14 protein-coding genes and 2 pseudogenes are annotated in these 16,131 nt (G+C 74.3%); 13 read left to right on the top strand and 3 right to left on the bottom strand.

What is annotated here, in order from left to right; genetic code table 11:
• Window positions 1-93: 93 nt before the first annotated feature.
• The 5 genes from ACTWO6_RS21510 to ACTWO6_RS21490 all read left to right on the top strand — a co-directional run bounded on the left by ACTWO6_RS21510 (window position 94) and on the right by ACTWO6_RS21490 (window position 4,778).
• Window positions 94-228: a hypothetical protein gene (locus ACTWO6_RS21510; RefSeq protein ID WP_446215617.1), complete on the top strand. Its 135-nt coding sequence runs from the start codon at window positions 94-96 to the stop codon at window positions 226-228.
• Entirely contained in the window at window positions 225-2,504 is a 2,280-nt protein-coding gene (locus ACTWO6_RS21505; protein WP_446215616.1) for an FAD-dependent oxidoreductase, read from the top strand. Before ACTWO6_RS21510 ends, ACTWO6_RS21505 begins: the two co-directional genes overlap by 4 nt.
• Window positions 2,501-2,821, top strand: coding sequence for a putative quinol monooxygenase (locus ACTWO6_RS21500; RefSeq protein ID WP_446215615.1), 321 nt, complete (start codon window positions 2,501-2,503; stop codon window positions 2,819-2,821). Before ACTWO6_RS21505 ends, ACTWO6_RS21500 begins: the two co-directional genes overlap by 4 nt.
• Window positions 2,818-4,044, top strand: a complete 1,227-nt coding sequence (locus tag ACTWO6_RS21495; protein ID WP_446215614.1) for a cytochrome P450 family protein — start codon at window positions 2,818-2,820, stop codon at window positions 4,042-4,044. Before ACTWO6_RS21500 ends, ACTWO6_RS21495 begins: the two co-directional genes overlap by 4 nt.
• Window positions 4,045-4,124: 80 nt before the next feature.
• Window positions 4,125-4,778, top strand: a complete 654-nt coding sequence (locus ACTWO6_RS21490) for a TcmI family type II polyketide cyclase (RefSeq protein ID WP_446215613.1) — start codon at window positions 4,125-4,127, stop codon at window positions 4,776-4,778.
• A 208-nt stretch (window positions 4,779-4,986) separates the two neighbouring features.
• Here ACTWO6_RS21490 and ygiD read toward each other — a convergent pair whose 3' ends face one another.
• A complete protein-coding gene (gene ygiD, locus ACTWO6_RS21485; RefSeq protein ID WP_446215612.1) occupies window positions 4,987-6,072 on the bottom strand; it encodes a 4,5-DOPA-extradiol-dioxygenase in 1,086 nt (361 codons plus the stop codon).
• Window positions 6,073-6,241: 169 nt separating this feature from the next.
• Here ygiD and ACTWO6_RS21480 point away from each other — a divergent pair, with 169 nt between their 5' ends.
• The 6 genes from ACTWO6_RS21480 to ACTWO6_RS21455 all read left to right on the top strand — a co-directional run bounded on the left by ACTWO6_RS21480 (window position 6,242) and on the right by ACTWO6_RS21455 (window position 11,995).
• Entirely contained in the window at window positions 6,242-8,317 is a 2,076-nt protein-coding gene (locus tag ACTWO6_RS21480; protein ID WP_446215611.1) for a heavy metal translocating P-type ATPase, read from the top strand.
• 202 nt (window positions 8,318-8,519) lie between these two features.
• Window positions 8,520-8,921 (top strand): TOBE domain-containing protein, encoded by a 402-nt coding sequence (locus ACTWO6_RS21475; RefSeq protein WP_446215610.1) that lies wholly within the window; start codon window positions 8,520-8,522, stop codon window positions 8,919-8,921.
• 11 nt (window positions 8,922-8,932) lie between these two features.
• Complete coding sequence (gene modA, locus ACTWO6_RS21470) at window positions 8,933-9,700, top strand: molybdate ABC transporter substrate-binding protein (RefSeq protein WP_446220723.1); 768 nt, start codon at window positions 8,933-8,935, stop codon at window positions 9,698-9,700.
• A 39-nt stretch (window positions 9,701-9,739) separates the two neighbouring features.
• On the top strand, window positions 9,740-10,531 hold the full coding sequence (locus ACTWO6_RS21465; protein WP_446220722.1) for an ABC transporter permease: 792 nt from the start codon (window positions 9,740-9,742) through the stop codon (window positions 10,529-10,531).
• On the top strand, window positions 10,528-11,589 hold the full coding sequence (locus ACTWO6_RS21460; RefSeq protein WP_446215609.1) for an ABC transporter ATP-binding protein: 1,062 nt from the start codon (window positions 10,528-10,530) through the stop codon (window positions 11,587-11,589). The genes ACTWO6_RS21465 and ACTWO6_RS21460 overlap by 4 nt, the downstream gene beginning before the upstream one ends.
• Before the next feature lie 118 nt (window positions 11,590-11,707).
• A complete protein-coding gene (locus ACTWO6_RS21455; RefSeq protein WP_446215608.1) occupies window positions 11,708-11,995 on the top strand; it encodes a hypothetical protein in 288 nt (95 codons plus the stop codon).
• A 15-nt stretch (window positions 11,996-12,010) separates the two neighbouring features.
• Here the strand turns inward: ACTWO6_RS21455 and ACTWO6_RS21450 are convergent.
• Window positions 12,011-13,699 (bottom strand): annotated as a pseudogene (locus ACTWO6_RS21450) (sulfatase-like hydrolase/transferase); the annotation flags it as partial.
• Window positions 13,700-13,932: 233 nt separating this feature from the next.
• Window positions 13,933-14,658, bottom strand: a pseudogene (locus ACTWO6_RS21445) (CDP-alcohol phosphatidyltransferase family protein); the annotation flags it as partial.
• 91 nt (window positions 14,659-14,749) lie between these two features.
• Between ACTWO6_RS21445 and ACTWO6_RS21440 the strand changes: the two are divergent.
• Together ACTWO6_RS21440 and ACTWO6_RS21435 are read left to right on the top strand one after the other, a co-directional pair.
• Entirely contained in the window at window positions 14,750-15,727 is a 978-nt protein-coding gene (locus ACTWO6_RS21440) for a dehydrogenase (protein WP_446215607.1), read from the top strand.
• A 3-nt stretch (window positions 15,728-15,730) separates the two neighbouring features.
• The gene (locus ACTWO6_RS21435; RefSeq protein WP_446215606.1) at window positions 15,731-16,129 is read left to right on the top strand and encodes a 6-pyruvoyl trahydropterin synthase family protein; all 399 of its coding nucleotides are present in this window, start codon (window positions 15,731-15,733) and stop codon (window positions 16,127-16,129) included.
• Window positions 16,130-16,131: the final 2 nt, after the last annotated feature.

Raw genomic sequence — 16,131 nt, 5'->3', positions numbered from 1 at the left:
AGCACGACGTGGTCGTGGTCCGGGCGGCACCGGTGGGGGCCCTTGCCGCACCAGGAGAAAGCACCTCCGCGGGGATCAGGAAGGAGATCCGTGATGATCCGCAAACTGCTGCTCGTCGTTCGCGAGTCCTGCCGGATGGCTGTCGACGTCTTCCTGGTCAGTGCGCGCGGCCACGGCGGGTTCATCAGCCCGATCGTCTCCCGCAGGCGATCGAAGGAGAATCCATGATCAGGGCGATGGCCCGGCTACGGGTGGGCCCGGGGTGCGAATCCGCCGTCGAATCCGCGTGGCGAACGGCCGCCGGTCAGATCGGCCGGCTCGCCGGCAGCCTCCGGCGGGAGCTGCTGCTCGACGCCAACGATCCGCGCTCGTTCGTCGTCGTCACCGAGTGGGCCGACGAGTCCGCGCTGCACGACTACGAGAACGGACCGGTGGCCGCGCGCTTCGCCGAGGCGATCCGCCCCCTCCGCGAGCCATCCGGGGCGGAGAGCTACCGGGTGATGCGCAACCCCGACGGCACGGGATCGAAGATCTTCGTGGACGTCGAGCTCACCGTGCCGGCCGACCGGCTGGCCGAGTTCGAGCGCGGGTACGCCGAGGTCACCGCACGGATGGCCGAGGTGCCGGGGTACCTGCGCGAGGACCTGCTGCGCGAGCCCGGTTCGAACGTCCACCACATCTTCGCCGAATGGCGCGGCGAGGCGGAGTTCCACCGCTGGATCGGCAACCCGGCACACGCGCAGCAGGAGGCCGGGCCGATCGCGCCGTTCCTCCTGGACATCCGGCGCCGCCTCTTCCACGACGTGGCCCATCCCGAGAACAGCCGAGAACCGAGCACGGGCAGGGAGATCGACGTGCACACGACAACGGACGTACTCATCGTCGGAGCAGGGCCCACCGGGCTGACCGCCGCCGTCGAGCTGGCCCGGCGCGGCATCGAGTGCCGGGTGATCGAGAAGCAGGCCACCCCGCCCGCCCAGGCCGACAAGGCGATCGGCATCCACTGCCGCACGATGGAGATCTGGGCGGACCAGGGCATCGTGCGGGAGGCGATGGACGCCGGGATCTGGCTGACCGGGAACATGGTGTTCGTCAACGGCGTGCAGACCCATCGGATGAGCTGGGAGCTGCCAGAGCTGCCGTACGCGCACCTCGGCCTGCCCCAGTACGAGACCGAGCGCATCCTCACCGAACGGCTGGCCACCCTCGGCGTGCGCCCGCAGCGCGGCGCCGAGCTGATCGCGTTCACCCAGGACGACGACGGCGTGCTGGCCACCGTCGCGACCGCCGGCGGCGGCGCGGAGACGGTACGCGCGAAGTACCTGGTCGGCTGCGACGGCGCGCACAGCAGGGTCCGCGAGCTGCTCGGGCTGACGTTCTCGGGTGGGCTGGGCCGGTTCCCGCAGCTGTTCATGCTCGGTGACGTGGACGTGGACTGGGACATGCCGGAGGGCCACCTGCTCCGGTTCATGCACGAGACCGACGGCCGGATGGACGGGATGCTGGTCTGCGTCCCGCTGCGCGGCGAGTCCCGGTACCGGATCGCGACGCTGGCGCCGCCCCGGTTCTTCGCCCAGACCGGCGGGAAGGACGCCCCGCCGGGGTTCAGCGAGGAGCTCGCCGAACCGACCCTCGCCGACATCCAGGCCGCGATCGACCACCTGGCCCCGCCCGGCACCCGCGCGTCGAACCTGCGCTGGTCGTCGGTCTTCCGGATCAGCCACGGGATCGTGGACCGGTACGGCGCCGGCCGGGTGTTCGTGGCCGGCGACGCGGCGCACCTGCACCCGCCCGCGGGCGGTCAGGGCATGAACACCGGGATCCAGGACGCCTGGAACCTGGCGTGGAAGCTGGCGCTGGCGGTGCGGGGGATCGCCGCGCCCGGGCTGCTGGACAGCTACGAGACCGAACGGCGCCCGGAGGGCGAGGAGATCGTCGGGCGCGCGGTGCGGATGGCCTTCACCGACGAGCTGGACCGCAACGACCTGAAGCGGCAGTTCCTGCAGGAGATGTCCATGTTGCTCAGCTACTCGGACAGCCCGCTCGTCGGCGAGTCGCTCTCCGCTCCGGACGCCCTGCGGGCCGGCCCGGGGCCCGGCGACCGCGCTCCCGACGTCGGCGGCCTGCAGCGGCGGGGCGTCGGGCACCCGCTGCGGCTGCACGAGCTGACCCGCGGCACCCGGCACACGTTGCTGGTCTACGCGGACGGCTCAGCCGACGAGGGGACCGTGGCCGCGGTGGGGAAACTGTGCGCCGACGTCCGCCGGCAGACGTCCGGCCAGATCGACGTGAACCTGCTGCTCAGCCCGGAAGCCCGAGCGCCGTGGCTGCTCGACCCGCCGGTGGTGCGGGACGCCGGGGGCGAGTTCCGGGCCGCGTACGGCGTCGCCGGCACCGCGCTGTACCTGGTTCGCCCGGACGGGCACGTCGGGTTCCGCAGCCAGCCGATCGACGCCGACGCGCTCAGCAAGAACCTGCAACTGGTCTTCGGAGGCGGGCGATGACGACCGTACGGACCGTGCTCGCGATGCGTACCAGGGCGGGCTGCGAGGAACGGTTCGAGGCGGAGTGGCTCTCGGCGGCCGAGGAGATCCGCACGCTGGACGGCTGCCTGCACCAGGACCTGGTCCGCGACGCCGACGACCCGCGCAGCTACCTGATCATCAGCGACTGGGCGGACCGCGAACGGCTGGACGCCTTCGGCCGCAGCGAGCACCGCGACCGGCTGCTGCGCATGATCCGCGAGCTTCGCGAATCCGCGCAGCGGCACACCTACCAGGTCCTGCACAGCGTGCGGAGCGAGCCCGAGGAGTCGCGATGACCGATGATGCCGTACCCGCGTCGGAGCTCTACACCGACGAGTTCGCCGCCGACCCCTACCCCGCGTTCGCGCGGCTGCGCGCCGACAAGCCCGTGTGCCCGGTCAGCTCGCCGCGCTTCGACTCGTACCTGATCACCCGCTTCGACGACGCCAAGGCGGCGCTGACCGACCCCCGGCTCTCCAAGGATCTGTACGGCCCCGACCAGCACTACCTCCGGATCTTCGGGCCGAACTCGGAGGGGTTGAACAAGAACATGCTCAACTCGGACCCGCCGGAGCACACCAGGCTGCGCCGGATCGTGTCGCAGGCCTTCGCGCCGCGCCGCATCGAGGCGCTGCGACCCCGGGTGGCGCAGACCGTGGACGACCTGCTCGACAAGATCGTCCCGCAGGGCCAGTCCGAGCTGATGCACGACTTCGCGATCCCGCTGCCGATGAGGGTGATCGGCGAACTGCTCGGGATCCCGGAGACCGACCACGACCGGGTCCTGGACTGGACCCAGGTGATCAGGACGTCCGGGTCGTCCGGCCGTAGTCCCCAGGAGGACCGGGCGGCCGTGCAGGAGGCCCAGCTGCGGCTGCACCACTACTTCGCCGACCTGGTGCAGGCCAAGCGCGCACACCCCGCCGACGACATGATCAGTGCGCTGATCGAGGCCTGCGACCACGACGGGAAGCTCTCCGAACCGGAGCTCGTCACCACCTCGTTCCTGTTGCTGTTCGCCGGGCACCAGACCACCGCGGACTTCATCGGCAACGCGACGGTGGCCCTGCTGACCAGTCCCGACCAACTCGAACTGCTCCGCGCCTCACCGGAGTTGCTGCCCTCGGCGATCGAGGAGCTGCTCCGGTTCGACGGCCCGTTGCCGGTGGCCAGCCCCAGGATCGCCACCGAGGACGTCGAGTACCAGGGCGTCCACATCCCGCGCGGGTCGATCGTCGGCGTGGTGATCAATTCGGCGAACCACGACCCGGCGCACTTCGCCGACCCGGACCGGCTGGACATCTGCCGCGAGCGCGGCCCGCACATCGGCTTCGGTCACGGCGTCCACTACTGCCTGGGGGTCTCGCTGGCCCGGATGGAGGCGCAGATCGGCATCGGGGCGCTGCTGCGCCGGCTACCGGACCTGCGCCTCGGGGTGCCGGTCGCCGAGCTGCGCCGGCTACCGGCGGCGTCGCCGTTCCGTGGCCTGCTGGAGCTTCCGGTCCGGTTCACCGCCTGACCCGCCAGAGCGGCCGCTCCGTTCGCCCACAAGAGATCACTGTCCACTCAGTCACCGTCAAACTCATCCGAGGAGCAGTCATGGTCTTCCGAAACGTGATCGTCTGTCACATGGTTCCGGGCAGTGAGGGCATCGTCGGCGATGTCTTCGGCTACTACGACAAGACGACCCGGCCGCAGGACCTCGGGGTGATCGGGCGGATCCTGCTCTCCCACGAGGACCTCTACATCCACGTCATCGAGCGCGACCAGGACCCCAAGGTGTCGGGCCAGACCCGCGGGCTGCCCGCGTTCCAGAAGATCGCCGAGGCCATCGCCCCGTACGTGACGCCGTACCCGAGCTACTGGAAGAACCCCTCCGACTCCGTCGCCAAGGAGTTCTACCGCTGGGTGCCGGACGGTGAGGCGTCGGTGGAGACGACGCTGATCGTGATCATCGGCCGGATCAAGCCCGGCGCCGAGCCCGACGTCGCGCGGATCTTCGCCGAGTCCGACGCCGGGTCGCTGCCGGTCCAGCTGGGCATCACCGGGCGCTGGCTGTACTCGATCGACGACGTCTACGTCCACCTCCTGGAGCAGGACGCGTCGATCGCCGAGGCCGCTCGGGAGAACCACGACAAGAAGCCGGCCTTTGCCAAGATCATGGCGGACCTCAGCCCGTTCATCAGCCCGTACAACCCGGAGGCCTGGCGCGGCCCGGCCCGGGAGTTCTACCGCTGGCGCGCCGACAGCTGACCGCCGCGACCCGCGGGCTCCGGGTCGCCAGGTCGGCTTTCCAACACGTCGACACCGTGCCGTCGCCGGCGGCATCGTGCTGCGCCGATCAGGCCGGCGATCCGGTGGCCGCGGCGGCCGTCTCGGCCGAACTGCACCGGCTCGGCGCCGGGCCGGTGCAGCGGTGAAGCCCGCCGCCGACGGCGCCGGCGGCTCGTGCGGGCCGCGGTCAGATGTTCGCCGAGTCCGCCGGCACGTCGGCCGGCAGCGAGGGCGCGCCGGTCGCCGGCGCCGCCGGCCGGCAGCTGAGCCCCACGGTGTACGCGGTCATCGAGAGCGATCCGTACGCGTACCCGTCGACCAGCACCTCCGGGCGGCCGGCGGCGGTGTCGGCCAGCCCGGCCAGGTACAGCAGCGGGATGAAGTGGTCCGGCGTCGGGACGGCCAGGTCGTAGTCGCGGTGGCCGTCCAGCCGGGCCGCCTCGGTCGGCGCGCCGAGCAGGATCTCCCGGGCCGCGTCGTCGAAGCGCCGCGCCCAGTCGAAGCCCTCGTCGGTCAGCCGCGGGTCCACCCCGCCCAGGTTGTGCACCACGTTGCCGCTGGCCACGACCAGCACCCCGCGCTGTCGCAGCGGCGCGAGCCGGGCCCCCAGGTCCAGGTGGTAGTCCAGCCCCTTGAACGCGTTGATGCTCAACTGCACCACCGGGACGTCCGCGTCGGGGAAGGCGTGCGTCAGCACCGACCAGGTGCCGTGGTCGATGCCCCAGGAGTCCACGTCGGCGCCGACCCAGGTGGGGTGCACGGCATCGCTGATCTCCTCGGCCAGCTCCGGCAGCCCCGGTGCCGGGTACTCCAGGTCGAACAGTTGCCGCGGGAAGCCGTAGAAGTCGTGGATGGTGCGGGGTCGCGGCATGGCCGTGACGGCGGTGGCGCCGATGTACCAGTGCGCGGAGACGACCAGGATCGCCCGGGGTCGCGGCACCGCCCGCCCGAAGTCCCGCCACGCGGTGGTGTACCGGTTGACCTCGAGCGCGTTCATCGGGTTGCCGTGGCCGAAGAAGGCCGCGGGCATCACCGTCTCCGTCGTCTGGCTGCTCATGCCGCTCCCCGGGGCCGACCGTGCCCCGAGGCTAACCCGGACCGCCCGCCGATGTCCCGGCGACGGAGGGCTCTCCGGGGTGACCAGCCGGGGGCCGAAGACCCGGTCGGCCCAGGCGGCCGCGCCGGCCGTCCCGGCGAGGCCGACGGTCGCGGCGGGACCGGCGAGCAGCCGCCGCCGGTTGACCCCGGGTGACGCCGCCCGCGGAGTTCCCATCGCCGTCTCCTTCCGTGCTCCCGACCTCGACATTGCTCCGGTCCGGGCCGGTCGGACACGGAAGGATGGCCGTTGACCAGGGGTCGAAGTTCACTACCCCACGGGGGTACCCCGGAAGCATTGTCTTATACCCCTAGGGGGTATATGGTGCCCGTGGAGGTGGAGTTCGATGGAACACGAACACCGGACGCCCGAGCACCAGGACGCGGTGAAGGGCGGGCCCCACGGCCACGGCGGCGGGCACGACAAGCACGCCGGGCACGATCCCGAGCAGTTCCGGCGCAAGTTCTGGCTGAGCCTGGCGTTGACGCTGCCGATCGTGGCCACCAGCCACATGGTGATGGAGTGGTTCGGCTACTCGATCGACTTTCCGGGCATCAGGTGGGTCGGCCCGGTCCTCGGTTCGGTGGTCTTCTTCTACGGCGGCTGGCCGTTCCTCGTCGGCGGCGTCCGGGAGGTGCGGGACCGCACGCCCGGGATGATGCTGCTGATCTCGGTGGCGCTCGTGGTGGCGTACGCCGCCTCCGTCGCCACCACTCTGGGCGCCTTCGACCTGGACTTCTGGTGGGAGCTGGCGGCGCTGGTGACCATCATGCTGCTGGGGCACTGGCAGGAGATGAAGGCGATCGGTCAGGCGCAGGGCGCCCTGGCCGCCCTCGCGGCCCTGCTCCCCGACGACGCGGAACGGGTCGACGACGGCGAGGTCCGGCGGGTGCCCCTCGCCGAGCTCCGGGTCGGTGACGTGGTGCTGGTCCGCTCCGGCGGCCGCGTCCCCGCCGACGGCCGCATCGTCGACGGCGCCGCCGCACTGGACGAGTCGATGATCACGGGGGAGTCCCGGCCGGTGTCGCGCGCCGTCGGGGACCGGGTGGTCGCCGGCACCGTCGCCACCGACTCCGCCCTGCGGGTACGCGTCGAGGCCGTCGGCGAGGACACCGCCCTCGCGGGCATCGGCCGGCTGGTCGCGCAGGCGCAGGCCTCCAGCGGGCGCGCCCAGGTGCTCGCCGACCGGTTCGCCGCGCTGCTGTTCTACGTCGCCGCGGTCGCCGCGGTGGTCACGTTCCTCGGCTGGGGGGTGGCCGGCAACCTCGACCAGGCGGTGGTGCGGACGGTCACCGTGCTGGTGATCGCCTGCCCGCACGCCCTCGGGCTGGCCATCCCGCTGGTGATCGCCCTGTCGACGGCGCTGTCCGCCCGGGCCGGCATCCTGGTCAAGGACCGTCTCGCCCTGGAACGGATGCGGACGGTCGACACCGTGCTGTTCGACAAGACCGGCACCCTGACCAAGGGCACGCACACCCTCGCCGGCGTGGCCGCGGCCGACGGGCTCGGCGAGGACGAGGCGCTGCGGATCGCGGGAGCGGTCGAGGCCGACAGCGAGCACCCGCTGGCCCGGGCGCTGGTGCAGGCCGCGGAGGACCGCGGCCTGCGGTCCCGGGCCCGGGACTTCCGGTCGCTGACCGGCCGGGGCGTCCAGGCGGTCGTCGACGACGCCACCTGGGCGGTCGGCGGCCCGGCCCTGCTGCGGGAGCTCGGGGTGGCGGTCCCCGACGAGCTGACCAGAGCGGCGGAGGGCTGGTCGGCGCGGGGCGCCGCGGTGCTGCACCTGGTCCGGCTGCCGCAGGGCGGCCGGCCGGAGGTGGCCGCCGGCTTCGCCCTAGAGGACGAGGTCCGGCCGGAGGCCCGCGCCGCGATCGCGGAGCTGCGCGAGCAGGGGGTGAAGAAGCTCGTCATGATCACCGGAGACGCCCGGCCGGTCGCCGAGGCGGTCGCCGCCGACCTGGGCTTCCGCCCCGGCGTGGACGAGGTCTTCGCCGAGGTGCTCCCCGCCGACAAGGACAAGGCGGTCGCCGACCTCCAGGCCCGTGGCCTCATCGTGGCGATGGTCGGCGACGGCGTGAACGACGCCCCGGCGCTGGCCCGCGCCGACGTGGGGCTGGCCATCGGCGCCGGCACCGACGTGGCGATCGAGTCGGCCGGGGTGATCCTGGCCTCCTCCGACCCGCGCGCCGTCACCGGCGTGATCCGGCTGTCCCGGGCGTCGTACCGGAAGATGCTCCAGAACCTGGCCTGGGCCGCCGGCTACAACGTGGTGGCCATCCCCCTCGCCGCCGGCGTGCTGGCCTGGGCCGGGATAGCGCTCAGCCCGGCGATCGCCGCGGTGCTCATGTCCGCCTCCACCATCGTGGTCGCGCTCAACGCGCAGCTGCTCCGCCGGGTCCGCCTGACCCCCGATTCGCAGTGACGGCGGGGACGCCGGGGCCCGGTCCGGGCCCCGGCGTCGCCGACTCCGCCCGCCGCCCACCGGCCGGTACGGCGTCGACCCGCCCCACCGGCGGACCTCCGGCCGCCGCCCGCAGGCGCGGTCCATCCTGGGTCTGCCGGCTTGAGGATGCCAGGGATCAAGCGGCTTCCTCATCGCAGGTGCGGTCCGTTAGGGTGACCGCGTGACGGTGTTCCGGATCGGCGAGGCCGCCGAACTGCTCGGCGTCAGTTCCGACACGGTCCGCCGCTGGATCGACGCCGGCCGGCTGGCCGCCAGCCGGGACGACCACGGTCACCGGGTCATCGACGGCGTCGACCTGGCCGCGTTCGTCCGTGCCCCGGGGCACCCGGAGCTGTCGTCCGCCCGCAACCGGCTGCGCGGGATCGTCACCGCGGTCGTCAAGGACACGGTGATGGCGCAGGTCGACATCCAGGCCGGGCCGTTCCGCATCGTGTCGCTGATGAGCCGCGAGGCCGTCGACGACCTCGACCTGACGGTCGGATCGGTGGCCGTGGCCGTGATCAAGTCGACGACCGTCGTGGTGGAACGCGCCACCGCCCCCAGGGGAAGGACCAGCCCGTGACCGTACGGTGGATCCGTGCCGCCCTCGCCGGGGTGGCCGCGCTGACCCTGGGCCTGGCCGGCTGCGGCGGTGGCGGCGCGCCCGCCGGCAAGGCCGGCGGCGGGCGGGTCACCGTCTTCGCCGCCGCCTCGCTGACCGAGACCTTCACCCGGCTCGGCAGGGACTTCGAGGCCGCCCACCCCGGCACGACGGTGACCTTCAACTTCGCCGGCAGCTCGGCGCTGGCCAACCAGATCACCCAGGGCGCCCCGGCCGACGTCTTCGCCGCCGCCTCACCCGCCACCATGCGAACCGTGACCGACGCCGGCGAGGCCGCGGAGAGCCCGGTCATTCTTGCCCGCAACCAGCTCGTCATCGCGGTGCCCCGGGGCAACCCCCGCCGGATCAGCGGCCTGGCCGACCTGACCCGGCCCGGGGTGAAGGTCGCGCAGTGCGCCGAGCAGGTGCCGTGCGGGGCGGCGGCGCGTACGGCGCTCGACGCGGCCGGCGCCCGACTCACCCCCGCCACCCTGGAGCAGGACGTCAAGGGCGCGCTGGCCAAGGTGAAGCTCGGCGAGGTCGACGCCGCGCTGGTCTACCGCACCGACGCCCGCGCCGCCGGGTCCGACGTGGACGCGGTCGAGTTCGCCGAGTCGGCACGCGCGATCAACGACTACCCGATCGTCGTGCTCAAGCGGGCGGGCGACCCGGCCGCCGCCCGCGCCTTCGTCGACCACGTCCGTTCCGACGCCGGCCGGGCGGTGCTCACCGCCGCCGGATTCCAGCCCCCGCAGGCGTAGGTGCCGGCCCGCGACACCGCCGCTCGGGCGGCCCGCCCGATGCGGCGGCCCCGGCGCCGGGTGCCCCTTGCGCTGCTCCTGCCCGCCGGGCTCGGGCTGCTCTTCCTCGTCCTGCCGCTGGTCGGGCTGCTCGCCCGCGCCCCGTGGACCACCCTGCCGCAGCGGCTGGCCCAGCCCGGCGTGCTCACCGCGCTGCGGCTCTCCCTGCAGACCGCCACCCTCGCCACGCTGCTCTGCGTCGTCCTCGGCGTGCCCCTGGCGTGGCTGCTGGCCCGGCTCGAGTTCCCCGGCCGACGCCTGGTCCGGGCACTGGTCACCGTCCCGCTGGTGCTGCCCCCGGTGGTCGGCGGGGTGGCGCTGCTGCTGGTGTTCGGCCGCCGCGGGCTGCTCGGTTCCTGGCTGGACGCCACCTTCGGGGTGACCCTGCCGTTCACCACCACCGGGGTGGTGCTCGCCGAGGCGTTCGTCGCCATGCCGTTCCTGGTCATCGCCGTCGAGGGCGCGCTGCGCGGCGCGGACCCGCGCTACGAGGAGGCCGCCGCCACCCTCGGCGCCGGCCGCTGGATCACGTTCACCCACGTCACCCTGCCGCTGGTCGCCCCCGGCGTCGCCGCCGGGGCGGTGCTCTGCTGGGCGCGGGCCCTCGGCGAGTTCGGCGCCACCATCACCTTCGCCGGCAACTATCCCGGCCGGACGCAGACCATGCCGCTCGCCGTCTACCTCGCCCTGGAGACCGACCTGCCGGCCGCGATCGTGCTCAGCCTCATCCTGCTCGCCGTCTCCGTCGCCATCCTGGCCGGGCTGCGGGACCGCTGGGTCGGCGCCCCGTGACCGCCCCGCCCCTGCTGGACGCGCACCTGGTCGCCGACCGGGGGGCCTTCCACCTCGACGTCCGGCTGCGGATCGCCGGCGGCGAGGTCGTCGCGCTGCTCGGCCCGAACGGCGCCGGCAAGACCACCGCGCTGCGGGCGCTGGCCGGCCTGGACCCGCTCACCGACGGCCACCTCACCCTCGGCGGTGTCGACCTCGACCGCCCCGACCGGCGGCGCTGGGTTCCGCCCGAGCGGCGCCCGGTGGGCGTCGTGTTCCAGGACTACCTGCTCTTTCCGCACCTCAGCGCGCTGGACAACGTCGCGTTCGGCCCCCGCCGGCACGGCGCCGACCGGCGGGCCGCGCGCGACCGGGCGCAGGGCTGGCTGGCCCGGGTCGGCCTGGCCGAGCAGGCCCGCCGCCGGCCCCGGCAGCTCTCCGGTGGGCAGGCCCAGCGGGTCGCCCTCGCCCGGGCGCTCGCCGTCGACCCGACCCTGCTGCTGCTCGACGAGCCGCTCGCCGCCCTGGACGCGGGCACCCGGCTGGACACCCGGGCCGAGCTCCAGCGGCACCTCGGCGGCCACTCCGGCGCGACGCTGCTGGTCACCCACGACCCGCTGGACGCCTTCGTGCTCGCCGACCGGCTGCTCATCGTCGAGCACGGGCGGGTCGTCCAGGAGGGCGACGCGGCCAGCGTCACCGCCCGGCCGCGCACCGACTACGTGGCCCGGCTGGTCGGGCTCAACCTGCACCGCGGCCGCGCCGACGGGCACACCGTCCAGGTCGGCGAGCTGACCCTCACCGCGGCGGACCGGGTCGTCGGGGACGCCTTCGTCGCCTTTCCGCCCGCCGCGGTCGCCCTGCACCCGGCCCGACCCGACGGCAGCCCCCGCAACGTCTGGCCGGCCACCGTCGGCGGGGTGCAGCGGCACGGCGACAACCTGCGGGTCCAGCTCGACGGCCCGATCACGGTCGCCGCGGACGTCACTCCCGCCGCGGCGGCCCACCTGCGGCTCGCTCCCGGCCAGCCGGTCTGGGCGGCGGTCAAGGCCGCCGAGACGCACGCCTACCCGGCGTGACCGGGGGCGACGGCCCGGCGTGACCGCCGTCTCGTGGACGCCGCCGCCCCGCTGAGGGAGGTTTGACCTGGTCCTGACGGGTCAGTCAGACAGAGAGCGACGACGAGAGGGGTTCGGCGTGCCCGACACGACACAAACCCGGTCCAGCCGCGACGCCGTCCTGCCGGACGACGTGACGGACCCGCTGCTGTGGCGGGCGGCGTACGACGTCGCCGCCGCGCACGAGCCGGACGAGGAGGGCCGGTGTCCCAGCCTGCTCTGCGGCCACCAGAGCGCCCCGTGCGAGCCGATGGTCAACGCCCGGCGGGCGATGCGCCTGGCCCGCGCCGGCACGTCGGCCGGCCGGGGGTCCGAACCCCGGGAGACGCCGGCGCGGCGGGCGCGGGACCGCCGCGCGGCGGCCTGACCGGCGCCGGACCGGTCACCGGGCGCCCTGCGGGCCGAACGCGGTGAGGAAGCGGTCCCGGAAGGTGTCCATCCGCCACACCGGGGCCCGCGGCCCGGGCCGCAGCCCGTCCTGCCAGCCCCAGCCGGCGATCCGGTCGAACACCTTCGGGTCGTGCGCCACCACGGTGATCGGCACGTCCCGGCTGGCGCCCTCACCGGTGACCGCCGCGGCCGGCTGGTGGTCGCCGAGGAAGACCAGCACCAGGTCGTCCCCGCCGTACGTCAGCACGTAGGAGACCAGGGTGTCGAGCGTGTACTCGATGGAACGCCGGTAGTCGGCGCGGATCTGCCTGGCGTCGCGCTGCACCACGTCCCGGCTGCCGCCCGTGCTGGTGGCGGCGTCGTGGAAGATCGAGCCGTCGCCGACCGCGTCCCAGCCGACCTGCTTCGGGATGGCCGACCAGGGGGAGTGGCTGGAGACCAGCGGGATCTCCGCCATCAGCGGGGCGTGCGGCCGGTCCCGCTCCAGCCGCTGGAAGGTGGCGAGGGTGTACTGGTCGGGCATCGGCGCGTAGCTGAACTTCGGGCCGCGGTAGGCCAGCTTCTCGGCGTCGTAGTAGCGGTCGTACCCGAAGAACTTCCCCTCCGGCCAGGGCTGGGTGGCCGCCGGCATGACACCCACCGTCTGCCAGCCGGCCCGGTGGAACGCGCCGTTGAGGGTCAGCCGGTCCCCGGCCAGCAGGTCCCGGTGGCGCTGGTCGTTGTCGATCCAGAGCCCGGAGAGCAGCGTGGCGTGGGCCAGCCAGCTCCCGCCGCCGAAGGTGGGGGAGGTGAGGAAGCCGCTGCGGGCGTCGTATCCGGCCGCCCGCAGCCGGCGGTAGCCGTCGTCGAGCACCGCGTCGACCTGCGGGGCGAACTCCGGGTCCTCGACCGCGTCCCGGCCGTAGCTCTCCACGAATGCGACCAGCACGTCCTTGCCGCGCAGCCCGGTCAGCAGCCCGTCGCCGGGGACTTCCCGGAAGGCGTCGGTGGCCGCCTCACCGGCGAACGCCTCCCGGTCGTGGAGGCCGGCCCGCACCTGGCCGGCGTGCGCCGCGACCAGCGTGGTCGCCTCCCGGTCCGCGACCGGCACGCCGGGGGCGAGCCGCACCCCGAACACGGCGCCGACCAGCCAGAGCACGGCCAGCGCCGCGACGGCGCGGACCGTGGCGGGGCGGTGCCGGACCACCAGCCGGGTCAGCCGCAGCACCGACAGGGTGAGCAGGACGAACAGCGCGGCGGCGAGGAGCAGCACCCCGGCCGCCGCGGCGACCGCGCCGCCCCGGCCGACCGAGTCGGTGAGGAAGCCGAAGCCGTCGTCGAAGAGTCCCCAGTCGAGCAGCACGTCGAACGGCCGGTCGCGGGCCACGAAGAAGCCCATGTCGAGCAGCTTGAGCACGGTCAGCAGGCCGAGCGCCAGACCGAGCGCCACGGCCACCGGCCGGCGGGCCCGGGCCGGCAGGACGAGCAGCAGCGCGACGGCGACCAGCGCCTCCACCGGGATCCGCAGGAACGCGCCGGGCCGGAGCCGGCCCAACTGGTCCGGTGCCACGAGCGCGGCCAGCACCAGCACCGCGGCGAGCCCGGTGAGGGCGCCCGCCACGACGCGGCGGCCCCGGGTTGCGACCACCGTCGAGGGGGCGCCGTCGTCGTCCGCCGGTGCCACTGCCGGTCGGCGGAAGCGCGTGAAGAGTGACAATCTCGGTCCTTCCTGCGGTGCCCGGCGTGCTGGCTGTCGTGCCGGTCGGCTCAGACCGGCTGGTGGGCCGTCCACCGGGCCGCGGCCGGCTCGCCGGTGGCGGCGACGTGCGTGGCGCGGGTGACGGTGACCCGCATGGCGCGCGGGACGGTGACGGGCCGGACGGGCACGTGCCGGACGGTGACGTGCCGGACGGGCACGTGCGGCACGGTCACGTGCGGAACCGGGACGGTGGCCGGCGGGACGGGGACGGCGGCGGGGCGGTGCCACCACAGCCAGGCGACGTCGTGGCCGAACGACTCGACCAGCATCGCCAGCGCGCCCGCCACCAGCACGGTCGTCGCGGCCGGGGGCAGCGCGGCGGCGGACGCGGCGGCCAGCACGACGCCCTGCGCGGCCGCGACGACCTTGCGCCAGTAGCGCGGTGGCAGCGCGCCGCGCATCCAGGGCAGCAGCCAGCCCGCGACGACGAAGGCGTACCGCATCCCGCCGATGGCCAGCACCCAGCCGCCGACGGCCGGCGCCAGGTGGACGCTGAGCACCAGGATCAGGAACGCGTCGACCTCCATGTCGAACCGCGCGCCGAGGTCGCTCGCGGTCCCGGTGCGCCGGGCCACCCGGCCGTCGACCGCGTCGAGCGCCAACGCCACGGCGGTGAGCGGGACCAGCACCGCCACCGGCGCCGGCCGCGACCAGGCGTCCACCGTCAGGGCCAGCACGCCGCCGACCAGGACCGCCCGGGTCAGGGTCACCCGGTCCGCCGGGCCGAGCGCGTCCGCGCCGGCCGCCCGCAGGCCGCGCAGCAGCAGGCCGCACAGGGTCGCGCCGTAGGCGAGGCCGGCCAGCCAGCCCGCCGCGCCGAGCCCGACCGTGCCGGCCAGCCCCGCCAGCAGGACGAACTGGGCGATCAGCCCGAGTACCGGGCCATTTCGAACCGTGGACACCCTGCCTCCGTGTCTATGATCGACAACCCTGCCACTCAACACGGGAAATTCGGCCGTCCGGTTCGGTCCGGATGCGGAAAGAGGGAAATTCGTGACTCGCGACGCCCGCGCCTTCTGGCTCCGCGCCCCCGGCGAGGGCGAGATCCGGTCGGTGACCCTCCCCGCCCCCGGCCCGGACGAGGTCCTCGTCCGCACCCGCTACTCGGGCGTCAGCCGGGGCACCGAGACCCTGGTCTTCGCCGGCCGGGTCCCCGCCGATCAGTACGCCACCATGCGCGCCCCGTTCCAGGAGGGCGACTTCCCGGCCCCGGTGAAGTACGGCTACCTCAGCGTCGGGGAGGTCGAGGAGGGGCCCGACGCGCTGCGCGGGCGGACCGTCTTCTGCCTCCACCCGCACCAGAGCGCGTACGTCGTGCCGGCCGACGCGGTGGTGGTCGTACCGGAGGCGGTGCCGGCGGCCCGGGCCGTGCTGGCCGGCACGGTGGAGACCGCGGTGAACGCGCTCTGGGACGCCGCGCCGCTGGTCGGCGACCGGGTCACCGTGGTCGGTGGCGGCATGGTCGGCTGCTCCGTCGCCGCCCTGCTGGCCCGCTTCCCCGGGGTCCGGACCGAGCTGGTCGACGCCGACCCGGCGCGGGCCGGGGTGGCCGCCGCGCTCGGCGTCGACTTCGCCCTCCCCGCCGACGCCGCCGTCGGGCGGGACCTGGTGGTGCACGCCAGCGCCAGCGCCGACGGCCTGCAACGCTCGCTGGAGCTGCTCCGCCCGGAGGGCACCGTGCTGGAGCTGAGCTGGTACGGCGACCGCCCGGTCACGCTCTCCCTCGGCGGGGCGTTCCACTCGCGACGACTGCGCATCCAGAGCAGCCAGGTGGGTACGGTGTCGCCGCGGCGGGCCGACCGGAGCTACGCCGACCGGCTGGCGCTGGCCCTGGACCTGCTCGCCGAGCCGACCTTCGACGCGCTGCTCACCGGCCGGTCCCGCTTCGCGGAGCTGCCCGACGTGCTCGACCGACTGAGCACGGGCCGGCTGCCCGCGCTCTGCCACCTCATCACCTACGACGGGGAGTGATCCGTGTTCAGCGTGACCGTCCGTGACCACATGATGATCGCCCACAGCTTCACCGGCGAGGTCTTCGGACCCGCCCAGCGGCTGCACGGCGCCACCTTCGTCGTCGACGCCACCTTCCGCCGCCCCGACCTCGACGCCGACGGGATCGTCGTCGACATCGGCCTGGCGACCGAGCAGCTCAAGGCCGTCCTGGGCGAGCTGACGTACCGCAACCTGGACGACGAGCCCGACTTCGCCGGGGTGAACACCACCACCGAGGTGCTGGCCCGCACGGTCGCCGACCGGCTCGCCGAGCGGGTGCACGCCGGCCGGCTCGGCGACGGCGCGCGCGGCCTGGCCGGCATCACCGTCACCCTGCACGAGTCGCACGTCGCCTGGGCCAGCTACGAGCGGTCGCTGTAGCG

The organism is Micromonospora sp. IBHARD004, from assembly GCF_052814115.1.
Note: the sequence above shows the minus strand (reverse complement) of the source record. Positions and strands in the feature narration are given on the sequence as shown.

What these genes read in the sequence shown, in the direction of transcription:
- ACTWO6_RS21510 (WP_446215617.1), top strand. Translation starts at nt 94, where the DNA reads ATGATCCGCAAACTGCTGCTCGTCGTTCGCGAGTCCTGCCGGATGGCT.
- ACTWO6_RS21505 (WP_446215616.1), top strand. Translation starts at nt 225, where the DNA reads ATGATCAGGGCGATGGCCCGGCTACGGGTGGGCCCGGGGTGCGAATCC.
- ACTWO6_RS21500 (WP_446215615.1), top strand. Translation starts at nt 2,501, where the DNA reads ATGACGACCGTACGGACCGTGCTCGCGATGCGTACCAGGGCGGGCTGC.
- ACTWO6_RS21495 (WP_446215614.1), top strand. Translation starts at nt 2,818, where the DNA reads ATGACCGATGATGCCGTACCCGCGTCGGAGCTCTACACCGACGAGTTC.
- ACTWO6_RS21490 (WP_446215613.1), top strand. Translation starts at nt 4,125, where the DNA reads ATGGTCTTCCGAAACGTGATCGTCTGTCACATGGTTCCGGGCAGTGAG.
- ygiD (WP_446215612.1), bottom strand. Translation starts at nt 6,072, where the DNA reads ATGGGAACTCCGCGGGCGGCGTCACCCGGGGTCAACCGGCGGCGGCTG.
- ACTWO6_RS21480 (WP_446215611.1), top strand. Translation starts at nt 6,242, where the DNA reads ATGGAACACGAACACCGGACGCCCGAGCACCAGGACGCGGTGAAGGGC.
- ACTWO6_RS21465 (WP_446220722.1), top strand. Translation starts at nt 9,740, where the DNA reads ATGCGGCGGCCCCGGCGCCGGGTGCCCCTTGCGCTGCTCCTGCCCGCC.